The organism is Pseudomonas wayambapalatensis (assembly GCF_049942315.1).
GTDB lineage: Bacteria > Pseudomonadota > Gammaproteobacteria > Pseudomonadales > Pseudomonadaceae > Aquipseudomonas > Aquipseudomonas wayambapalatensis.
This window is the reverse complement of record NZ_JBNFMU010000237.1, coordinates 59,516-75,287: the sequence shown is the minus strand read 5'-3', so window position 1 is coordinate 75,287 and position 15,772 is coordinate 59,516. Positions and strand designations below refer to the sequence as shown.

The 15,772-nt window shown below is 62.5% G+C and carries 16 protein-coding genes; 8 read left to right on the top strand and 8 right to left on the bottom strand.

The features are described from left to right. The first annotated feature begins 91 nt into the window (after window positions 1–91). Entirely contained in the window at window positions 92–874 is a 783-nt protein-coding gene (locus tag ACPZMI_RS25170) for a CSS-motif domain-containing protein (protein WP_186664945.1), read from the top strand. 42 nt (window positions 875–916) lie between these two features. Here the strand turns inward: ACPZMI_RS25170 and hppD are convergent, their stop codons facing one another. Then, a complete protein-coding gene (gene hppD / locus ACPZMI_RS25165) occupies window positions 917–1,993 on the bottom strand; it encodes a 4-hydroxyphenylpyruvate dioxygenase (RefSeq protein WP_186664947.1) in 1,077 nt (358 codons plus the stop codon). Between the two features lie 308 nt (window positions 1,994–2,301). Between hppD and ACPZMI_RS25160 the strand changes: the two genes are divergently transcribed. Next, entirely contained in the window at window positions 2,302–3,888 is a 1,587-nt protein-coding gene (locus ACPZMI_RS25160; RefSeq protein ID WP_186664948.1) for an EAL domain-containing protein, read from the top strand. A 33-nt stretch (window positions 3,889–3,921) separates the two neighbouring features. Next, window positions 3,922–4,809: an EamA family transporter RarD gene (gene rarD / locus ACPZMI_RS25155; RefSeq protein WP_426353272.1), complete on the top strand. Its 888-nt coding sequence runs from the start codon at window positions 3,922–3,924 to the stop codon at window positions 4,807–4,809. Here the strand turns inward: rarD and ACPZMI_RS25150 are convergent. Continuing rightward, a complete protein-coding gene (locus tag ACPZMI_RS25150; RefSeq protein WP_426353271.1) occupies window positions 4,772–6,343 on the bottom strand; it encodes a TerC family protein in 1,572 nt (523 codons plus the stop codon). The genes rarD and ACPZMI_RS25150 overlap by 38 nt on opposite strands. 261 nt (window positions 6,344–6,604) lie before the next feature. On the opposite strand from ACPZMI_RS25150, the gene ACPZMI_RS25145 reads away from it, so the two are divergent. Then, window positions 6,605–7,189, top strand: a complete 585-nt coding sequence (locus tag ACPZMI_RS25145; RefSeq protein WP_186664951.1) for a LysE family translocator — start codon at window positions 6,605–6,607, stop codon at window positions 7,187–7,189. On the opposite strand, the gene ACPZMI_RS25140 is transcribed toward ACPZMI_RS25145, so the two are convergent. Next, window positions 7,186–7,974 (bottom strand): AraC family transcriptional regulator, encoded by a 789-nt coding sequence (locus tag ACPZMI_RS25140; protein WP_426353270.1) that lies wholly within the window; start codon window positions 7,972–7,974, stop codon window positions 7,186–7,188. The genes ACPZMI_RS25145 and ACPZMI_RS25140 overlap by 4 nt on opposite strands. Before the next feature lie 10 nt (window positions 7,975–7,984). Further along, a complete protein-coding gene (locus tag ACPZMI_RS25135) occupies window positions 7,985–8,527 on the bottom strand; it encodes a helix-turn-helix domain-containing protein (RefSeq protein ID WP_426353269.1) in 543 nt (180 codons plus the stop codon). A 151-nt stretch (window positions 8,528–8,678) separates the two neighbouring features. Here ACPZMI_RS25135 and ACPZMI_RS25130 point away from each other — a divergent pair, with 151 nt between their 5' ends. Next, on the top strand, window positions 8,679–9,461 hold the full coding sequence (locus ACPZMI_RS25130) for an aldolase (protein ID WP_186664954.1): 783 nt from the start codon (window positions 8,679–8,681) through the stop codon (window positions 9,459–9,461). Window positions 9,462–9,494: 33 nt separating this feature from the next. Further along, a complete protein-coding gene (locus ACPZMI_RS25125; RefSeq protein WP_426353268.1) occupies window positions 9,495–10,385 on the top strand; it encodes a dihydrodipicolinate synthase family protein in 891 nt (296 codons plus the stop codon). Window positions 10,386–10,458: 73 nt separating this feature from the next. Here the strand turns inward: ACPZMI_RS25125 and ACPZMI_RS25120 are convergent, their stop codons facing one another. From ACPZMI_RS25120 to ACPZMI_RS25105, 4 genes are read right to left on the bottom strand one after another with little or no spacing between them, the layout of a single operon-like run. Further along, entirely contained in the window at window positions 10,459–11,193 is a 735-nt protein-coding gene (locus tag ACPZMI_RS25120) for an amino acid ABC transporter ATP-binding protein (protein ID WP_186664957.1), read from the bottom strand. Next, the gene (locus ACPZMI_RS25115) at window positions 11,180–11,827 is read right to left on the bottom strand and encodes an amino acid ABC transporter permease (protein ID WP_054890698.1); all 648 of its coding nucleotides are present in this window, start codon (window positions 11,825–11,827) and stop codon (window positions 11,180–11,182) included. The genes ACPZMI_RS25120 and ACPZMI_RS25115 overlap by 14 nt, the downstream gene beginning before the upstream one ends. After that, on the bottom strand, window positions 11,828–12,493 hold the full coding sequence (locus ACPZMI_RS25110) for an amino acid ABC transporter permease (RefSeq protein ID WP_426353267.1): 666 nt from the start codon (window positions 12,491–12,493) through the stop codon (window positions 11,828–11,830). 22 nt (window positions 12,494–12,515) lie between these two features. After that, entirely contained in the window at window positions 12,516–13,301 is a 786-nt protein-coding gene (locus tag ACPZMI_RS25105) for a transporter substrate-binding domain-containing protein (RefSeq protein ID WP_186664961.1), read from the bottom strand. A gap of 278 nt (window positions 13,302–13,579) precedes the next feature. On the opposite strand from ACPZMI_RS25105, the gene ACPZMI_RS25100 reads away from it, so the two are divergent. Next, window positions 13,580–14,263 (top strand): FadR/GntR family transcriptional regulator, encoded by a 684-nt coding sequence (locus ACPZMI_RS25100; protein ID WP_426353266.1) that lies wholly within the window; start codon window positions 13,580–13,582, stop codon window positions 14,261–14,263. Between the two features lie 177 nt (window positions 14,264–14,440). Further along, window positions 14,441–15,763: an MFS transporter gene (locus ACPZMI_RS25095; protein WP_426353265.1), complete on the top strand. Its 1,323-nt coding sequence runs from the start codon at window positions 14,441–14,443 to the stop codon at window positions 15,761–15,763. The last annotated feature ends 9 nt before the right edge of the window (window positions 15,764–15,772 follow it).

Genomic DNA, 15,772 nt, shown 5'->3' with positions numbered 1-15,772 from the left:
TTGTGCCTATCCGTTCACGACATGACTTACAGCGCCACCAAGGGGCCCAGAGCAAGCTTCTCCCTACATCAAAGCGATAGGGAGAAGTTCGATGAGCATATCCAGGCATCTGAGCCACCGCATGACAAATCTCATGGTCTCCATGCTGATCGGCACAGCCCCTGTGATCTCGGGTTTGGTGGTCATGGACTACCAATTGAACAAACAGCTCGAGGAAAACGCGAAGGTATCCATCGAAGAAGCCGTGTTCGCTATCGATCGTGTCTTCGATAGCCTGCATCGCGCGGCACTGCACGCGCAGCCGCTGGGCACCCGGCCATGCAAGGAGGTTCAACAGGAACTGGAAAGCCAGGCCAGGCGCAACCCGCGGGTTCACTCGTTGGTGCTGACCCGCAACGATGCCGGGTTTTGCAGCAGCCTGGGCACAAAACCCTTGCACACGCCTCGCTTCGCGAAGGGCGAATACCTGCGACTCAACATGAATTCACCGACCATCCCCAATGGTGTACTCGTGGAGTACCGCTTGGTCGCCGACACCCATGCGGTAATCGCCAGCACCTACGGGCTTGAACTGCGTAACGAACTGCGCGGCTTCAAGGACGGGCTTGTATTGCTGCTGGAGTTTGGCGGCCTCTACCTCTGGGCCGAAGGTGACAGCCGTGACGCAGGACGCCCCTCGCTGTCGGAGTTCCCCCAGAACGGGGTCTCGGAAAAGTACGGTTACATGATCAGAGCAGGTTACCCCGCCGGTTTCACCGCTCGTGAGGCACGACAGGTCAAGACAAATATCATGCCGTCCCTTGTGCTCATCGGCCTGTTCACCTCGGTGCTCGTACTCTGGAGCCTCTTGCGTAACCGGAACCCAGTCAAATAAGGCGTTGCCGGTCATTGACCGGTAACGCCCTGTTCTCAAGGCTTATTCGACGTTCAGCACACCGCGCCGGACCTGGTCGCGCTCGATGGACTCGAATAGAGCCTTGAAATTACCTTCGCCAAAGCCATCGTCACCTTTGCGCTGGATGAATTCGAAGAACACCGGCCCCAGCAGGGTCTCCGAGAAGATCTGCAACAACAGGCGCTTGTCGCCTGGCGCGGACGCACCATCGAGCAGAATACCCCGAGCCTGCAACTGGTCGACCGGCTCGCCGTGCCCCGGCAGGCGCTCTTCGAGCATCTCGTAGTAAGTTTGTGGCGGCGGGGTCATGAAGCGTGTGCCGATGGCCTTCAGGGCATCCCAGGTCTTGAGCAGGTCGTCGGTGAGGAAGGCTACGTGCTGAATGCCTTCGCCGTTGAACTGCATCAGGAACTCTTCGATCTGGCCCGATCCCTTCGACGATTCCTCGTTCAGCGGAATACGGATCATGCCGTCCGGCGCAGTCATGGCACGTGAGGTCAACCCGGTGTACTCGCCCTTGATGTCGAAGTAGCGGATCTCGCGGAAGTTGAACAGCTTCTCGTAGAAGCCAGCCCAATAGCTCATTCGCCCGCGGTAGACGTTGTGCGTGAGGTGATCGATAATCTTCAGCCCCGCGCCTGCCGGATTGCGGTCGATGCCTTCGATAAAGTTGAAGTCGATGTCATAGATCGAGCTGCCTTCCTCGAAGCGGTCGATCAGGTACAGCGGCGCACCGCCGATACCCTTGATCGCTGGCAGCCGCAGCTCCATCGGGCCGGTTTCGATTTCCACCGGCTGGGCCCCCAGCTCCAGTGCACGGGCATAGGCTTCATGCGCATTGCGCACGCGGAATGCCATGCCGCAGACGGACGGGCCATGCTCGGCAGCAAAGTACGAAGCGATGCTCTTGGGTTCGTTGTTCAGGATCAGGTTGATGCCACCCTGGCGATAAAGGTGGACATCCTTGGAGCGGTGAGTCGCCACCTTGGTGAAGCCCAGTGCCTGGAATACCGGCTCCAGCACGCCAGGCGTGGGCGAAGCGAACTCGATGAACTCAAAGCCCATCAGGCCCATCGGGTTGTCGAAGATATCAGCCATGTTCGTGTCCTCATCTACAGCAGAAAAAACGGTGTCAAACGCTTGGGATGTCGGACAGACAAGGTGGTGAGCAGGGAATACCCCTCACGCTGCGGGAGAGAAAATCGCCAAAGAGCAGCTTGAACCCGTGATATGCCATATGAACCTGGTCTCGGCTGGGTCGGCCTCCCAGGAGGGGAAGACCTTATTCTTGTATTCGTAAACTGATTCTACAGGGCGTAATTTCCTTTGTCGCGCTTTAGTTCGGCAATGTGCCGAAGGTCCGAGCTATCCTTGTGCTACCACCAGCCATTCAAGTCTAGACCCGCATGCCTCTTACGGTTAAACGCTCTGCCCGCTGGAGCTGGCGCAGTCTGCTGCCCTGGGCCGTCGGCGCACTGCCAATGCTGTGCGGCCTGGCGATCATGCACTGGCAGATCGAACGCGACCTGCGAGAGAACAGCCAGGCTACCGTGCAGCAGGTCGTCAGCCACATGGAGCGTATCCTGGGCGGGCTCTCCACGGCAGCACAAGCACTGTTGCCTCTGGCTGGACGCCCTTGTAGCGAAGTCACACTGGCCCTGCGCGAGCAAGTGACACGCAATGCGTTCGTGCGCTCAACCAACCTGTTCGACCACGACACCCTGTATTGCTCCTCGCTGTTCGGCGATTACGACGAACCGGTCAACACCCTCGACTACACTGAGGGCCAGCTATGGCTGATGGATGGCAACTCGGTCACGCCGGGCCATCCGCTGTTGGTGTATCGCACCGGTCAAGAGGGCCGCGGCGCCATCGTAACGCTCGACGGTGACCACCTGCTGACGGCCCTGCGCCTGATCGCCGATGACGAAACCCTGCAGATTCAGATCGGCAAGCATTGGTTGAGCGCCGATGGCCTGGTCCATACCGGCGTCCCCCCAACAGCCCCCAGCGCACCAGTCTCTCAACATTCGGTGCGCTACCCGTTCAGCGTCCATGGAGGCTACGGCCCGGACAAACCGATGGAAGTGCTGCGTAGCCAGTACCCGGCGCTGCTCAGTCTTCTATTGGTCATCGGTGTACTTATCGGTCTGGCCTGTCGCTGGCAACTGCGACGCGCCTCGTCGTCAAGGGCCGAGTTGAACCGGGCGCTGGAGGCGAACGAGTTCATCCCATACTTTCAGCCGGTGGTGCGCAAGGGTGACTACCGCTGGGCCGGTGCCGAAGTGTTGATGCGCTGGCAACATCCGCACGAAGGATTGGTACGCCCCGATCTGTTCATCCCCTACGCCGAACACAGTGGGCAGATCGTGCCCATGACCCGTGCCCTGATGCTGCTTACCGCCCAAGGCCTGGCGCCCTATTCGGCGCTGATGGAGGACGGCTTCCACATTGGCATCAACATCACCGCCGACCACTGTCGCGACCTGCGACTGCTTGACGATTGCCGCACCTTTCTCCAGCATTTTCCACCTGGCCGGGTGGTCCTGACCCTGGAGCTGACCGAGCGCAAATTGATCGAAGCGACGCCCATCACCTTGGAGCTGTTCGAAAAGCTCCACCAGATGGGCGTGATGATTGCCCTGGACGACTTCGGCACCGGCCAGTCCAGCCTCAACTACCTGCGCCAGTTCAAGATCGACTACCTGAAGATCGACCAGAGTTTCGTCGCCATGATCGGCAGCGATGCGCTGTCGCAGCACATCCTCGACACCATCATCGAACTGTCGACCAAGCTGGGGCTCGGCATGGTCGCCGAGGGCGTGGAAACCGACGTTCAGCGTGATTACCTGGCGCGCCACCAGGTGGACTTCCAACAGGGCTACCTGTATGCCCGGCCAATGCCGCTGGAAGAATTCCTGAAGGCGCTCGCTGCACAGCCCGCCAGCTTGCGGTTGCCCCAGGGCGTGCCCCCTGAGATCATGCCCGGCTGATTCGTCCGCTCACCTTCTGCAACCGAGGCTTTCGTGTCAAAAGGCATCATCTCGTCTGTCATGGCATCCTGTCTGTTCGCCGTGATGTACTTCTATACCTCCATGCTCGCGCCGCTCGACGGCGAGGAGATCTTCGGCTGGCGCACCCTGCTGACCCTGCCATGCCTTACCCTGTTCATGCTGCTCAGCAAGGACTGGAGGCATGTCGGCGAACTGTTGGCACGTGTTCGCCAGACCCCTCGTCTGTTCCTGGGCATGGTCGGCACGTCATGGCTGCTGGGAGTCCAGTTGTGGCTGTTCCTCTGGGCGCCGCTGCACGGGCGTAGCCTGGAGGTGTCGATGGGGTATTTCCTGCTGCCGCTGGCCATGGTCCTGACCGGCAGGGTGGTTTATGGCGAGCGCCTGTCACGCCTGCAGAAGCTGGCAGTAGGCTGCGCGGCACTTGGCGTCGGTCACGAGCTCTACCAGCATGGCAGTTTCGCCTGGGAGACCCTGGTGGTGGTGATCGGCTACCCGATCTATTTCGTGCTGCGCCGACGCTGCCGCACCGACCACCTGGGTGGCTTGTGGTGCGACATGTGCCTGCTGCTGCCATGGGCCTTGTACTTCGTGATCCAGGGCCCGCTGTCGAGCGCCGACCTGGCTGCACATCCAGGGCTGTATGGCCTGATCCCACTGCTGGGCGCGATCAGCGCTTCGGCGCTGATCGTCTACGTGCTCGCCAGTCGCCTGCTGCCATTCGGCCTGTTCGGCTTGCTCAGCTACGTCGAACCGGTGCTGCTGGTCGGCGTAGCCTTGCTCCTGGGCGAGAGCATCGCGCCTGACCAGTGGCTGACCTACCTGCCGATCTGGGCTGCGGTGCTGGTACTGGTGCTCGAAGGCATCAAGCACCTGCTGCGTCAGCGACGTCGCTCGGTGTAAGACGCACCTGGCGTACCCGGCGCTCCTCCACTGCCACTACCGTCATGGTCCAACCGTTCCAGGCCAGTCGATCGCCCACCACCGGCAAACGATCGAGCAGGCTCATCACCAGGCCGGCCATGGTCTGGTAATCCTCGGTGGCGCGGGCGACAAAGCCGGTGCGCGCCTGGACCTGGCTCAGGTTCAGAGCACCACTGACCACGAAACCGCCCGCCTCCTCGACGATCCCCGGCCCTTCCACCTCACTGGCGTCCGGCAATTCGCCAGCGATGGACTCGAGGATATCGGTCATGGTCAGCACGCCGGTGAAGTCACCAAATTCGTTGACCACGAAGGCGATGTGAGTGGACTGACCACGCATCTGCTCCAACGCGTTGAGAATACTGAAACTCTCCAGCAGGTTCAGCGGCGTACGCACCATGCTTTCAAGGTCTGGCTGGTTGCCCGAGAGCAACTCCTTGAGCAACTCCTTCTTGTGCACGAAGCCCAGCGGCTCATCGATACGACCGTCACGAATCAGGGGCAGTCGCGAGTAGGGCGAGTTGACCAAGGCCTGGGTAATGACCTCATCCGGCAGCGCCAGATCAATCGCATCCACCTCGGCACGCACGGTCATCACGGTGCGGATCGGTCGCTCGGCCAGGTTCAGCACACCGCTGATCATCACCCGCTCACGGCGGTCGAACAGCACCTGTTCGTCACCCCCTTCGACCAGGTCGGCGATTTCCTCGCCCACCTCGTCAGCCTCGATACGTCGGCCACCCAGCAAGCGCAGTACAGCATGGGCCGTGCGCTCACGCAGCGGCTTGTGCTGCTGCAGGCTGCGTTTGCGGCGAGCGCGTGCCACCTGGTTGAACAGCTCGATCAGGATCGAGAAACCGATTGCCGCATACAGATAGCCTTTGGGGATATGGAAGCCCAGGCCTTCGGCAGTCAGGCTGAAACCGATCATCATCAGGAAGCCCAGGCACAGCATGATCACCGTCGGGTGGGCGTTGACGAAACGGGTCAGCGGCTTGCTGGCAACGATCATGATGCCGATGGAGAAGATCACTGCGATCATCATCACCGAGAGCTGCTCGACCATGCCCACGGCCGTGATTACCGCATCCAGCGAGAACACCGCATCGAGCACGACGATCTGCGCGACGATCGGCCAGAAGGCAGCGTGACGCACAACACCGGTACTCTGGGCCACATGCCCTTCCAGACGCTCGTGCAACTCCATGGTGGCCTTGAACAACAGGAACACACCACCGAACAGCATGATCAGGTCACGGCCAGAGAAGCTCTTGCCCCAGACCTCGAACAGCGGCGCGGTCAGCGTCACCATCCACGAGATGGAGGCAAGCAGGCCCAGGCGCATCAGCAAGGCCAAGGTCAGGCCGATCACCCGGGCACGGTCGCGCTGATGCGGCGGCAACTTGTCGGCGAGGATGGCGATGAACACCAGATTGTCGATACCCAGCACCAGCTCAAGGACGATAAGCGTCAGCAGGCCTAGCCAGGCTGTAGGGTCAGCTAGCCATTCCATTAGCGGGTACTCTCGGGAGAGACGTCACGAAGACGCGGAAAGGATGGCCAGGACGGCCGAGGACTGGGGGGCTCCGCGAAGGTGCTCATAGATACCTTGATAGAAATTTGGGAAGGTGATCCTACAATCGAAGCAGGTTTTTCTGACAGTGTGAAACTATTACAAAAGCTGTAACAGCGTCGATTGAGCACTTTCGTTCAATACCAGAACCTCAAGGGTGACACAGGATGCTGACCTCATTCGACACCAAGGAAGCCCTTCATGAGCCTGTCCCTGTCCATGGCCGCCTTCGCCCTCGCGGCCTCGATTTCTCCTGGCCCTGTGAATATCGTCGCCCTCGGCAGCGGTGCACGTCACGGGCTGCGCGCCAGCCTGGGCCATGCCGCAGGCGCCAGCGTGGGATTCTGCCTGCTGCTGGTACTGATCGGCCTGGGGCTGCATGAAGTGCTGCTGCGCTGGCCAGTGCTAAGTCGCCTGCTGCACTGGGGTGGGGTGCTGTTCCTGTTGTACATGGCCTGGAAACTGTCCAGCGACAACGGCCAGCTGAACGCCGGTCATCAGGCGCAGGCGCCGTCATTCTGGCACGGCGCTGTGATGCAGTGGCTCAATCCCAAGGCCTGGCTGGCTTCAGTGGCCGGGATCGGCGCCTACACTGGCGGCGATCACCAACTGCTGTGGCTGTTCACCTGGCTGTATGCGCCCATCTGCTTCGTCTCGGTGGCCAGTTGGGCCTGGGCTGGCAGCGTGATCAGTCAGTACCTGGGGAACCCGCGCCACATGCGTCTGTTCAATCGCGGATTGGCGGTATTGCTGGTCGCCAGTGCGCTGTACCTGGTGCTGGGTTAACGCGCACAACCGCCGCTGCGGTAATGCCCCGGCGTGGCCGCCAGATGCTGCTTGAAGGCACGCTGCAGGTGCGCCTGATCGGCAAAACCCGCCTCCAGCGCCACCTCGGCGATCCCGCGTCCGCGGCGCAACTGCGCCCGGGCGTGCTGTACCCGCTGATCGACCAGATACCCATGGGGCGTCAAGCCGAAGCGTCGGCGGAACGCGCGAATCAGATAAGCCCGCGACAACCCCGCGGCGGCGCAAATATCGTCGAGGCTCAAAGGGTCGAGGCGATGGGCACGAATGAAGGCCGCTGCCGTCTCCAGACGCGGATGTGCCTGGGAATGCGCGTCTGGCGCCGCTTCGAGGTATCCCGGCAGCGCCTTGAAGAACGCCGTCAGCATCACCTCGCTGACGTCCGTGTCGCCATCGAACAGTCCAGCAAAGAGTTGCAACAGTCGCGCATAGAGCGCTGGCGACTCGCTGTAGGTGGCCTGAGGCAGGACGAAGCCCTGCGCCTCCAGCCAGGGCAGGTCGACGTACAACATCAGATACGACCAGGCCCCTCCCTCAATCGGATTGCACGCATGTACCACGCCAGGGTTCATCAGCACCGTGGCCCCGGCCGTAAGCTCGCGCCAGGTATCACCGGACAGGTAGCTGCTGCGCCCGCCCGTGACCACGCCAATGGAAAAACCTTCATGCGAATGCGGGCCATAACACACCTGGCGCCCATCACCCACCCGCCGCGCCTCGACGAAGGGCAGCGCTGGATCGCGCCAGAACCGCGACACTTCGATCATCGTCCGCGCCTCACGCCTCACCGCCTTGTACCACGACCAGCAACTGCGCCTGGCACTCGCCGACCGAACGCAGGCGGTGCGGTGTCTGCGCGTTGAAATGCAGGGCATCACCCTGCTCCAGCAACACCCGTTCAGACATGAAGTCGACCTCGACCTGGCCCGCATGGACGAACAGGAATTCCTCGCCCTGGTGCTCCTTGAACGTGGGGTCGCTGAAATCGCGGGGTGGCTGAATCAGAAAGGGTAACAGGCTGCGCTGGCCGATCTGTGAAGTCAGCACCGCATAACCCGGGCCCGCACCATCCCCCACCAGCGCCTGGCGCTCACTACCGCGCACCAGGCTGTAGCGCGCCTGGACAGTGTGATCTTCGGCGAACAGCTCTTCGACATTGACGTTCAGTGCCCTGGCCAGCTTCAACGCTGCCGCGATCGAAGGCGTGTTCAACCCACGCTCGACCTTCGACAGGTAGCTCTTGGTCATGCCGGATTTCTCAGCCAGCACTTCCAGGGTAATGCCCAGTTTTTTTCTCAGCAGTTTCAAGCGGATAGACATGCGGCGCGGTTTTCCCGAGTGAACGGCCTTGCTAATGACACTTTGTGTCATGTAGATTTATTTGTGTCATGCAATTGACCGCCCCTCTCCCGATCAAAGCAGCGGGGCGGGCAAGCACTGGCATCAACAGCACGCCACAGAGGATATCCCCATGGCCAACACCCTGACACTCGGCAAAGAGCAACTGGTGCACAAAGCGCTGGCACAGATGCAAGGCTCACTCGCCGATAATACGTGGACTGTACGCGAAAAGCTGGCCCTGACCTGTCGAATTCTCTTCGACCATGGCCATGACTCAGGCCTGGCCGGGCAGATCAGCGCCCGCGGCCCGGAGCCTGGCACTTTCTACACCCAGCAACTGGGCCTGGGCTTCGACGAGATCAGTGCCAGCAACCTGCTGCTGGTCAACGAAGACCTGGAGGTGCTCGAAGGCCAAGGCATGCCCAACCCCGCCAACCGCTTTCACAGCTGGGTGTACCGCGCCCGGCCAGACGTGAACTGCATCATCCACACCCATCCCACCCATGTTGCCGCCCTGTCGATGCTGGAGGTGCCGCTGCAGGTCTCGCACATGGACCTCTGCCCGCTGTACGACGATTGCGCGTTCCTCGGTGCCTGGCCCGGCGTGCCAGTGGGTAACGAAGAAGGCGAGATCATCAGTCAGGCCCTGGGCGACAAGCGCGCCATCCTGCTTTCGCACCACGGCCAATTGTCCACCGGCACCAGTATCGAGCAGGCGTGCGTCTATGCCCAACTGATCGAACGTGCCGCGCGCCTGCAGCTGCTGGCGATGTCGGCCGGCAGCATCAAACCCATCGACCCCAAGCTTGGCCGTGAAGCCCACGACTGGATCGACCGCCCCAAGCGCCACGGCGCCTCGTTCAACTATTTCGCCCGGCAGAGCCTGCGCAAACACGCCAACTGCCTTGACTGACCCCTGAATGCCTTGCTTGCGGAGCCACACCTCATGACCACAGAATTCCACGGCATCATCGGCTACACCATCACCCCGTTCAGCCAGAGTGGCGAACAGCTCGACCTGCCTGCCCTGGGCCAATCCATCGATCGCCTCATCGACAGCGGCGTCCAGGCCATCGCCCCGCTGGGCAGCACCGGTGAAGGCGCCTACCTGAGCGACAGCGAATGGCATCAGGTCGCCCAGTACAGCCTCGAACGCATTGCCAAGCGAGTGCCCAGCATCGTCAGTGTCTCCGACCTGACCACCGCCGGAGCGATCCGCCGCGCCCGCTTCGCCCAACAGCATGGCGCCGATGCGGTGATGGTGCTGCCTTCGGCGTACTGGAAGCTCAGCCCCAACGAGATCCTCGCGCATTACCGCAGCATCGGCGCGGCCATCGACCTGCCGATCATGCTCTACAACAACCCCGCCACCAGCGGCACTGATATGCCAGTGGAACTGATCCTGCGCATCGTGCGCGAGGTGGACAACGTCACCATGGTCAAGGAGAGCACTGGCGACATCCAGCGCATGCACAGGCTGCAACTGCTCGGTGAAGGCCAGGTGCCGTTCTACAACGGCTGCAACCCGCTGGCGCTGGAAGCCTTCGTGGCCGGGGCAAAAGGTTGGTGCACTGCTGCGGCCAACCTCATTCCCCAATTGAACCTGCAGCTGTACCAGGCGGTACTCGACGCCGACCTCAAGCAGGCCCAGGCGCTGTTCTACCACCAGTTGCCGTTGCTGGACTTCATTCTCAAGGGTGGTTTGCCGGCGACCATCAAGGCCGGACTGGCCATGACCGGGCTGCCGGTGGGCGAACCGCGTCGGCCGGTGTTCGGGCTGGATGAACAAGCTCGCGCCACGCTGGAGCGCCTGCTGAGCGATCTGCGCGAACACTGAAAGCCTGGAGGTCACTGCACGCTACACGATGGCTGGGCGAGAACTGGTTGACCCTCACCTGTCACGGTCTTGCTCACACCATCGCCGTCATCCCGATGAAGTTCGCCAGTTCCGCCGTACGCGGGGCGGCGAACAGTGCGTTCGGGTCCCCCACTTCATGCACCTTGCCCTGGTGCATGAACACCAGCTTGTCGCCCACCTCACGCGCAAAGCGCATCTCATGGGTGACCATGATCAGGGTCATGCCTTCGCTGGCCAGTTGTCGCACCACGCCCAGCACCTCATTGACCAGCTCCGGATCCAGCGCCGAGGTGATCTCGTCGCACAGCAAGACCTTGGGCGACATTGCCAGTGCGCGGGCAATCGCCACTCGCTGCTGCTGCCCGCCGGAGAGGCGATCCGGGTAGGCGTCGAATTTCTCCGCCAGCCCCACCCTGGCCAGCATGCGCTCAGCCATCTCGCGCGCCTGGGCCTTGTCGGCCTTTTTCACCACCTGCGGTGCCAGCATCACGTTCTCGCCCACGGTCAGGTGCGGGAACAGATTGAACTGCTGGAACACCATCCCGACCTTCTGACGCAATGCGCGCAGGTCGGCGCGACTGGCGTCGAGGTATTCACCGTCCACCTCGATCACCCCGTCGCTGATCGACTCAAGGCCGTTGAGGGTGCGCAGGAAGGTGCTCTTGCCCGAGCCGCTGCGGCCGATGATCGCGACCACTTCGCCCTCTTCGATGCTCAGGTCGACGCCCTTGAGCACGTGGTTGTCGCCGTAGTATTTGTGCAGCGCGGACACTCTAAGCAGGGGCATGCAGCCTCCTTTCCAGATAACGGGCGCTCAGCGAGAGCGGATAACAGAGAATGAAATAACCCAGTGCGACCAGGCCATAGACCATGAAGGGTTCGAAGGTGGCGTTGGCGATCATGCCGCCGGTCTTGGTCAGCTCGGTGAAGCCGATGATCGAGGTCACCGCCGTGCCCTTGACCACCTGCACCGAGAAGCCCACGGTCGGCGCGATGGCGATGCGCAGTGCCTGGGGCAGGATGACGTGGCGCAACTGCTCCATACGGCTGAGCGCCAGACTGCCGGAGGCCTCCCACTGGCCACGTGGAATCGACTCCACACACCCGCGCCAGATCTCGGCGAGAAACGCGCTGGTGAACAGCGTCAGGGAAATGGCCGCCGCCATCCACGCAGAAACGTCGATACCGAACAGCGCAATGCCAAAGAACACCATGAACAACTGCATCAATAGCGGTGTACCCTGAAACAGCTCGATGTAGCCTCGCGCCAGGCGCCGTGGCAGCGCCCGCTCGGAAATGCGCCCGATCAGCACCAGCAACCCGGCCAGGCCGCCACAGGCGAATGCCACCAGCGACAACGCCAGTGTCCACTGAAGCCCCGTCAGCAGGTTGCGCAGGATGTCCCAGAAGGTGAAGTCCATTCAGCGTTTCCCCATCAGCAGGCGCTGCCCGATCCAGTTCAGCAGTTGGCGCACGAGGATGGCCATCAGCAGGTACAGGACGGTGGTCAGCAGGTAGGTCTCGAAAGCGCGGAAGTTGCGCGACTGGATGAAGTTGGCGGCGAACGACAGTTCCTCGGTGGCAATCTGCGAACACACCGCCGAGCCGAGCATGACGATCACGATCTGGCTGGACAGCGCCGGCCAGACCTTGGCCAGCGTAGGACGCAGGACCACGTGACGGAACGCCTCGAAACGACTCATGGCCAGGGCCGCCGCGGCCTCCAGTTGCCCCCTGGGAATGGCCTGGATGCCGGCGCGAATGATCTCGGTGGAATAGGCGCCCAGGTTGATCACCATCGCCAGCACGGCCGCCTCCCATTCGCTCAGGCGAACGCCCAATGCGGGCAGGCCGAAGAAGATGAAGAACAGCTGCACGATGAACGGCGTGTTGCGGATCAGTTCCACGTACAGGCCGAACAGCAGGTCGAACGGGCGCAGGCGCCAGGCCCGCACACCGGCGCCGATCACGCCGATGGCAAGGCCGAGCACGGTGCCGATGGCGGTCAGCTGCAGGGTGAACAAGGCCCCCTTGAGCAGCAGGTCACTCTGGGCAAGGACGGGGGCGAAGTCGAATTGATAAGCCATGGCTAGAGGTGTCCGCAGCCGCTCAAAGATCGGCTGGGAGAGGTTGCTTGAGCCATTTCTCGGCATTGCGGTTCAGGCTACCGTCGGCCTTGGCCGCAGCCAGGGTGCTGTTGACCTTATCCAGCAGCGCCGCCTCATTTTTGGCCACCCCCACGTAGACCGGCGAGTCCTTCAGCTTGACCTTCACCACCGGCACCTTGGCCGGATTCTTCTCGGCGATGGCCGACATCACCACGCTGCCGCTGGCGATCAACTGGACCTGCCCGGAAAGGTAGGCGGCGATGGTCGAGTTGTTGTCTTCGAAGCGCTTGATCACCGCATCCTTGGGCGCCACGGCAGTCAGGGCCATGTCCTCGATCGAGCCGCGGGTGACGCTGATGGTCTTGCCGGCGACTGCACCAATGTCATCGATCTTCGCTTCGGCCGGGCCGAAAACGGCCAGGTAGAACGGCGCGTAGGGGCGCGAGAAGTCGATCACCGCCTCACGCTCAGGGTTCTTGCCCAGGCTCGAGATCACCAGATCGACCTTGCCGGTGGTCAGGAACGGGATGCGGTTGGTGCTGTTGACCGGGGTCAGGGCCAGCTTGACGCCAAGCTTGTCGGCCAGCAGTTGCGCGGTATCGATATCCAGACCACGCGGTTTCATGTCCGGGCCGACCGAACCGAACGGCGGGAAGTCCTGGGGCACGGCGACCTTGAGCACGCCACGGGCACTGATATCGGCCAAGGCGTCGGCCTGGGCCAAGGGCAGCGCAAGGGTGGTGCCACAGAACAGAGTCGCCAGGAACAGGGAGCGGAACGTCGTCATGAAAAGGCCTCGCTGGAATTCGGGTGATGGGACTGACCTGGCCATTGCAGGGGGCATGCCAGTCTGCGCCCACGCCCTTTGCGAAAGGCCGCCAGGCCCGTGGCTGCAAGGTCTTACTGGTCTGAACAGTTGTACCGCATGGTCGTCCTCTGACCTGGAGCGCGCCCTGCTTTCGTGCAAGGCCTTTCGGGGCTGCGCCAGGTTGGCGCAACGCTTGCCAGCACGGTCGGTTCACCGTAAAACGTCAGCGTCATTGCCCTCTGACTGGTCTGAACAGCATGCTCGACACTCTCCCCCGCGCCGTCCCGGAACTGGCCCTGCAGGCCATCCGCAAGCTCATCGATGAAGGCGGTTACCAGCCGGGCGATCCCCTGCCTTCGCAACGTGACCTGGCAGAGCGACTCGGGGTCAGCCGCGCCTCACTGCGTGAAGCGCTGTCGTCGCTCAGCGCCTTGGGCTTGGTGAGCGTGCAGCCCGGCAAGGGCGTATTCGTACAGAGTCCGGCACCCAGTGGGTTTTCCTGGCCCTATGCCGAGCAGGTATCGGCCGCCGATACGTTCCAACTGCGCTATGCACTGGAGGGTTTTGCCGCCGGGCAAGCGGCGCTGGCATTGACCGCCGACCATATCGACCGGCTCCAGGCCAATGTCGAAGCCATGCGCCAGGAGCTGCGCGAGGGGCGCTTCGAGAACGCGGCGCGGCTCGATTTCGAGTTCCATCAATTGCTGCTGCAGGCCTGCGGCAACCAGGCGATGCTGCAGGTCATCACCGCGAGCCAGGAAATTTTCCTGGAGAGCCAGAAGCTGCCGTTCATTCGCCCTGAGCGGGCCATGGAAACCTGGCAGGAACATCGCAAGATCCTCAAGGCCCTCGAACGCCGGTCGCAAGCCGGGGCTCAGCGAGCGATGCAGGAGCATATCCGCAACGCCGCCTCGCGTACCGGGGTGGTGTTCGCTGTCTGAACGGCGACTGTCGTGCCCTGTTCGCGATAGATCCGCGGTCGAAACAGATATCCCGGTGTCGCCCTCAAGGATGCACCGCCCCCCGCCCTCCGCTCTACTGGCCCTGACAACCAGACGACACGGCTCGACCGTGTCCACCCCCTGCCAGGCTGCCTATGACAACCGGAGAGCATTCGCATGTCTGTATCCCATGAGGTATCGCCCGCCACCCTGCGTCGGGTGATTGCCGCATCGGCCATCGGTAACTTCGTCGAGTGGTTCGATTTCGCGGTGTACGGTTTTCTCGCCACGCTGATCGCCAGCCAGTTTTTCGCCAGCCAGGACGCCAGCGTCGCCCTGCTCAAGACCTTCGCCGTCTTCGCCGTGGCCTTCGCCCTGCGTCCGCTGGGCGGCATCGTGTTCGGTGCACTGGGCGATCGCCTGGGGCGCAAGCGCATCCTGTCGCTGACCATCCTGCTCATGGCCGGTTCAACAACACTCATCGGGCTGCTGCCGACCTACGCCAGCATCGGCATCGCCGCGCCCGCACTGCTGACCCTGGCGCGCTGCCTGCAAGGTTTTTCCGCAGGTGGCGAGTACGCCGGGGCCTGCGCCTACCTGATGGAGCATGCGCCTCGGGAAAAACGTGCGTTCTACGGCAGCTTCGTGCCGGTCTCGACCTTCTCGGCATTCGCCTGCGCGGCGGTCATTGCCTATGCCCTCGAAGCCAGCCTGACGCCAGACGCCATGAACACCTGGGGCTGGCGCGTGCCCTTCCTGATCGCCGCACCGCTGGGCCTGGTCGGGCTTTACCTGCGCTGGCGCATGGAAGAAACACCCGCCTTCCGCGAGGCCATCGCCGAGGGCCGCGAGCATGAACATTCGCCACTCAAGGAAACGCTTCGCCACCATGGCCGGGCGATCCGCAACCTGGGCGCATTCATTTCACTGACGGCGCTGTCGTTCTACATGTTCACCACCTACTTCGCCACCTACCTGCAACTGGTCGGCAACCTCAGCCGCGCCCAGTCGCTGTTGGTAACCACCGTGGCGCTGCTGTTCGCAGCAGCCGGCTGCCCGTTGGCAGGTGCGTTTTCGGACCGGATCGGACGCCGCCGCACCATCGGCTTCACGTGCATCTGGGTGATGGTCTGCGTGTTCCCCGCGTACTGGCTGGCCAGCTCCGGCTCGATGCCAGGCGCGCTGCTGGGCGTGATCCTGCTGGCGGTAGGCGCCTTGTCCAGCGGTGTGGTGACAGCGGCCTTGCTGTCGGAGAGTTTCCCGACCCGGACCCGCTACACTGCCTCGGCCATCACCTACAACGTCGCCTATACCCTGTTCGGCGGTACCGCGCCGCTGGTGGCGACCTGGCTGATCGGACAGACCGGCAGCAGCCTGGCACCGGCCTTCTACCTGGTGATCATCGCCCTGGTGGCGCTGGTTGGCGGGCTGGCGCTGCCGGAGACTTCGCGCATTTCCCTGCATGAGGAATCGCTGGGGAGCCAGCCAGCCCCGGCCTGACATCACCGG

Excerpts from the sequence above, each read along its gene's own strand:
- ACPZMI_RS25170 (WP_186664945.1), top strand. The coding sequence starts at position 92 with ATGAGCATATCCAGGCATCTGAGCCACCGCATGACAAATCTCATGGTC.
- hppD (WP_186664947.1), bottom strand. The coding sequence starts at position 1,993 with ATGGCTGATATCTTCGACAACCCGATGGGCCTGATGGGCTTTGAGTTC.
- ACPZMI_RS25160 (WP_186664948.1), top strand. The coding sequence starts at position 2,302 with ATGCCTCTTACGGTTAAACGCTCTGCCCGCTGGAGCTGGCGCAGTCTG.
- ACPZMI_RS25150 (WP_426353271.1), bottom strand. The coding sequence starts at position 6,343 with ATGGAATGGCTAGCTGACCCTACAGCCTGGCTAGGCCTGCTGACGCTT.
- ACPZMI_RS25145 (WP_186664951.1), top strand. The coding sequence starts at position 6,605 with ATGAGCCTGTCCCTGTCCATGGCCGCCTTCGCCCTCGCGGCCTCGATT.
- ACPZMI_RS25140 (WP_426353270.1), bottom strand. The coding sequence starts at position 7,974 with ATGATCGAAGTGTCGCGGTTCTGGCGCGATCCAGCGCTGCCCTTCGTC.
- ACPZMI_RS25135 (WP_426353269.1), bottom strand. The coding sequence starts at position 8,527 with ATGTCTATCCGCTTGAAACTGCTGAGAAAAAAACTGGGCATTACCCTG.
- ACPZMI_RS25130 (WP_186664954.1), top strand. The coding sequence starts at position 8,679 with ATGGCCAACACCCTGACACTCGGCAAAGAGCAACTGGTGCACAAAGCG.
- ACPZMI_RS25125 (WP_426353268.1), top strand. The coding sequence starts at position 9,495 with ATGACCACAGAATTCCACGGCATCATCGGCTACACCATCACCCCGTTC.
- ACPZMI_RS25120 (WP_186664957.1), bottom strand. The coding sequence starts at position 11,193 with ATGCCCCTGCTTAGAGTGTCCGCGCTGCACAAATACTACGGCGACAAC.
- ACPZMI_RS25115 (WP_054890698.1), bottom strand. The coding sequence starts at position 11,827 with ATGGACTTCACCTTCTGGGACATCCTGCGCAACCTGCTGACGGGGCTT.
- ACPZMI_RS25110 (WP_426353267.1), bottom strand. The coding sequence starts at position 12,493 with ATGGCTTATCAATTCGACTTCGCCCCCGTCCTTGCCCAGAGTGACCTG.
- ACPZMI_RS25105 (WP_186664961.1), bottom strand. The coding sequence starts at position 13,301 with ATGACGACGTTCCGCTCCCTGTTCCTGGCGACTCTGTTCTGTGGCACC.
- ACPZMI_RS25100 (WP_426353266.1), top strand. The coding sequence starts at position 13,580 with ATGCTCGACACTCTCCCCCGCGCCGTCCCGGAACTGGCCCTGCAGGCC.
- ACPZMI_RS25095 (WP_426353265.1), top strand. The coding sequence starts at position 14,441 with ATGTCTGTATCCCATGAGGTATCGCCCGCCACCCTGCGTCGGGTGATT.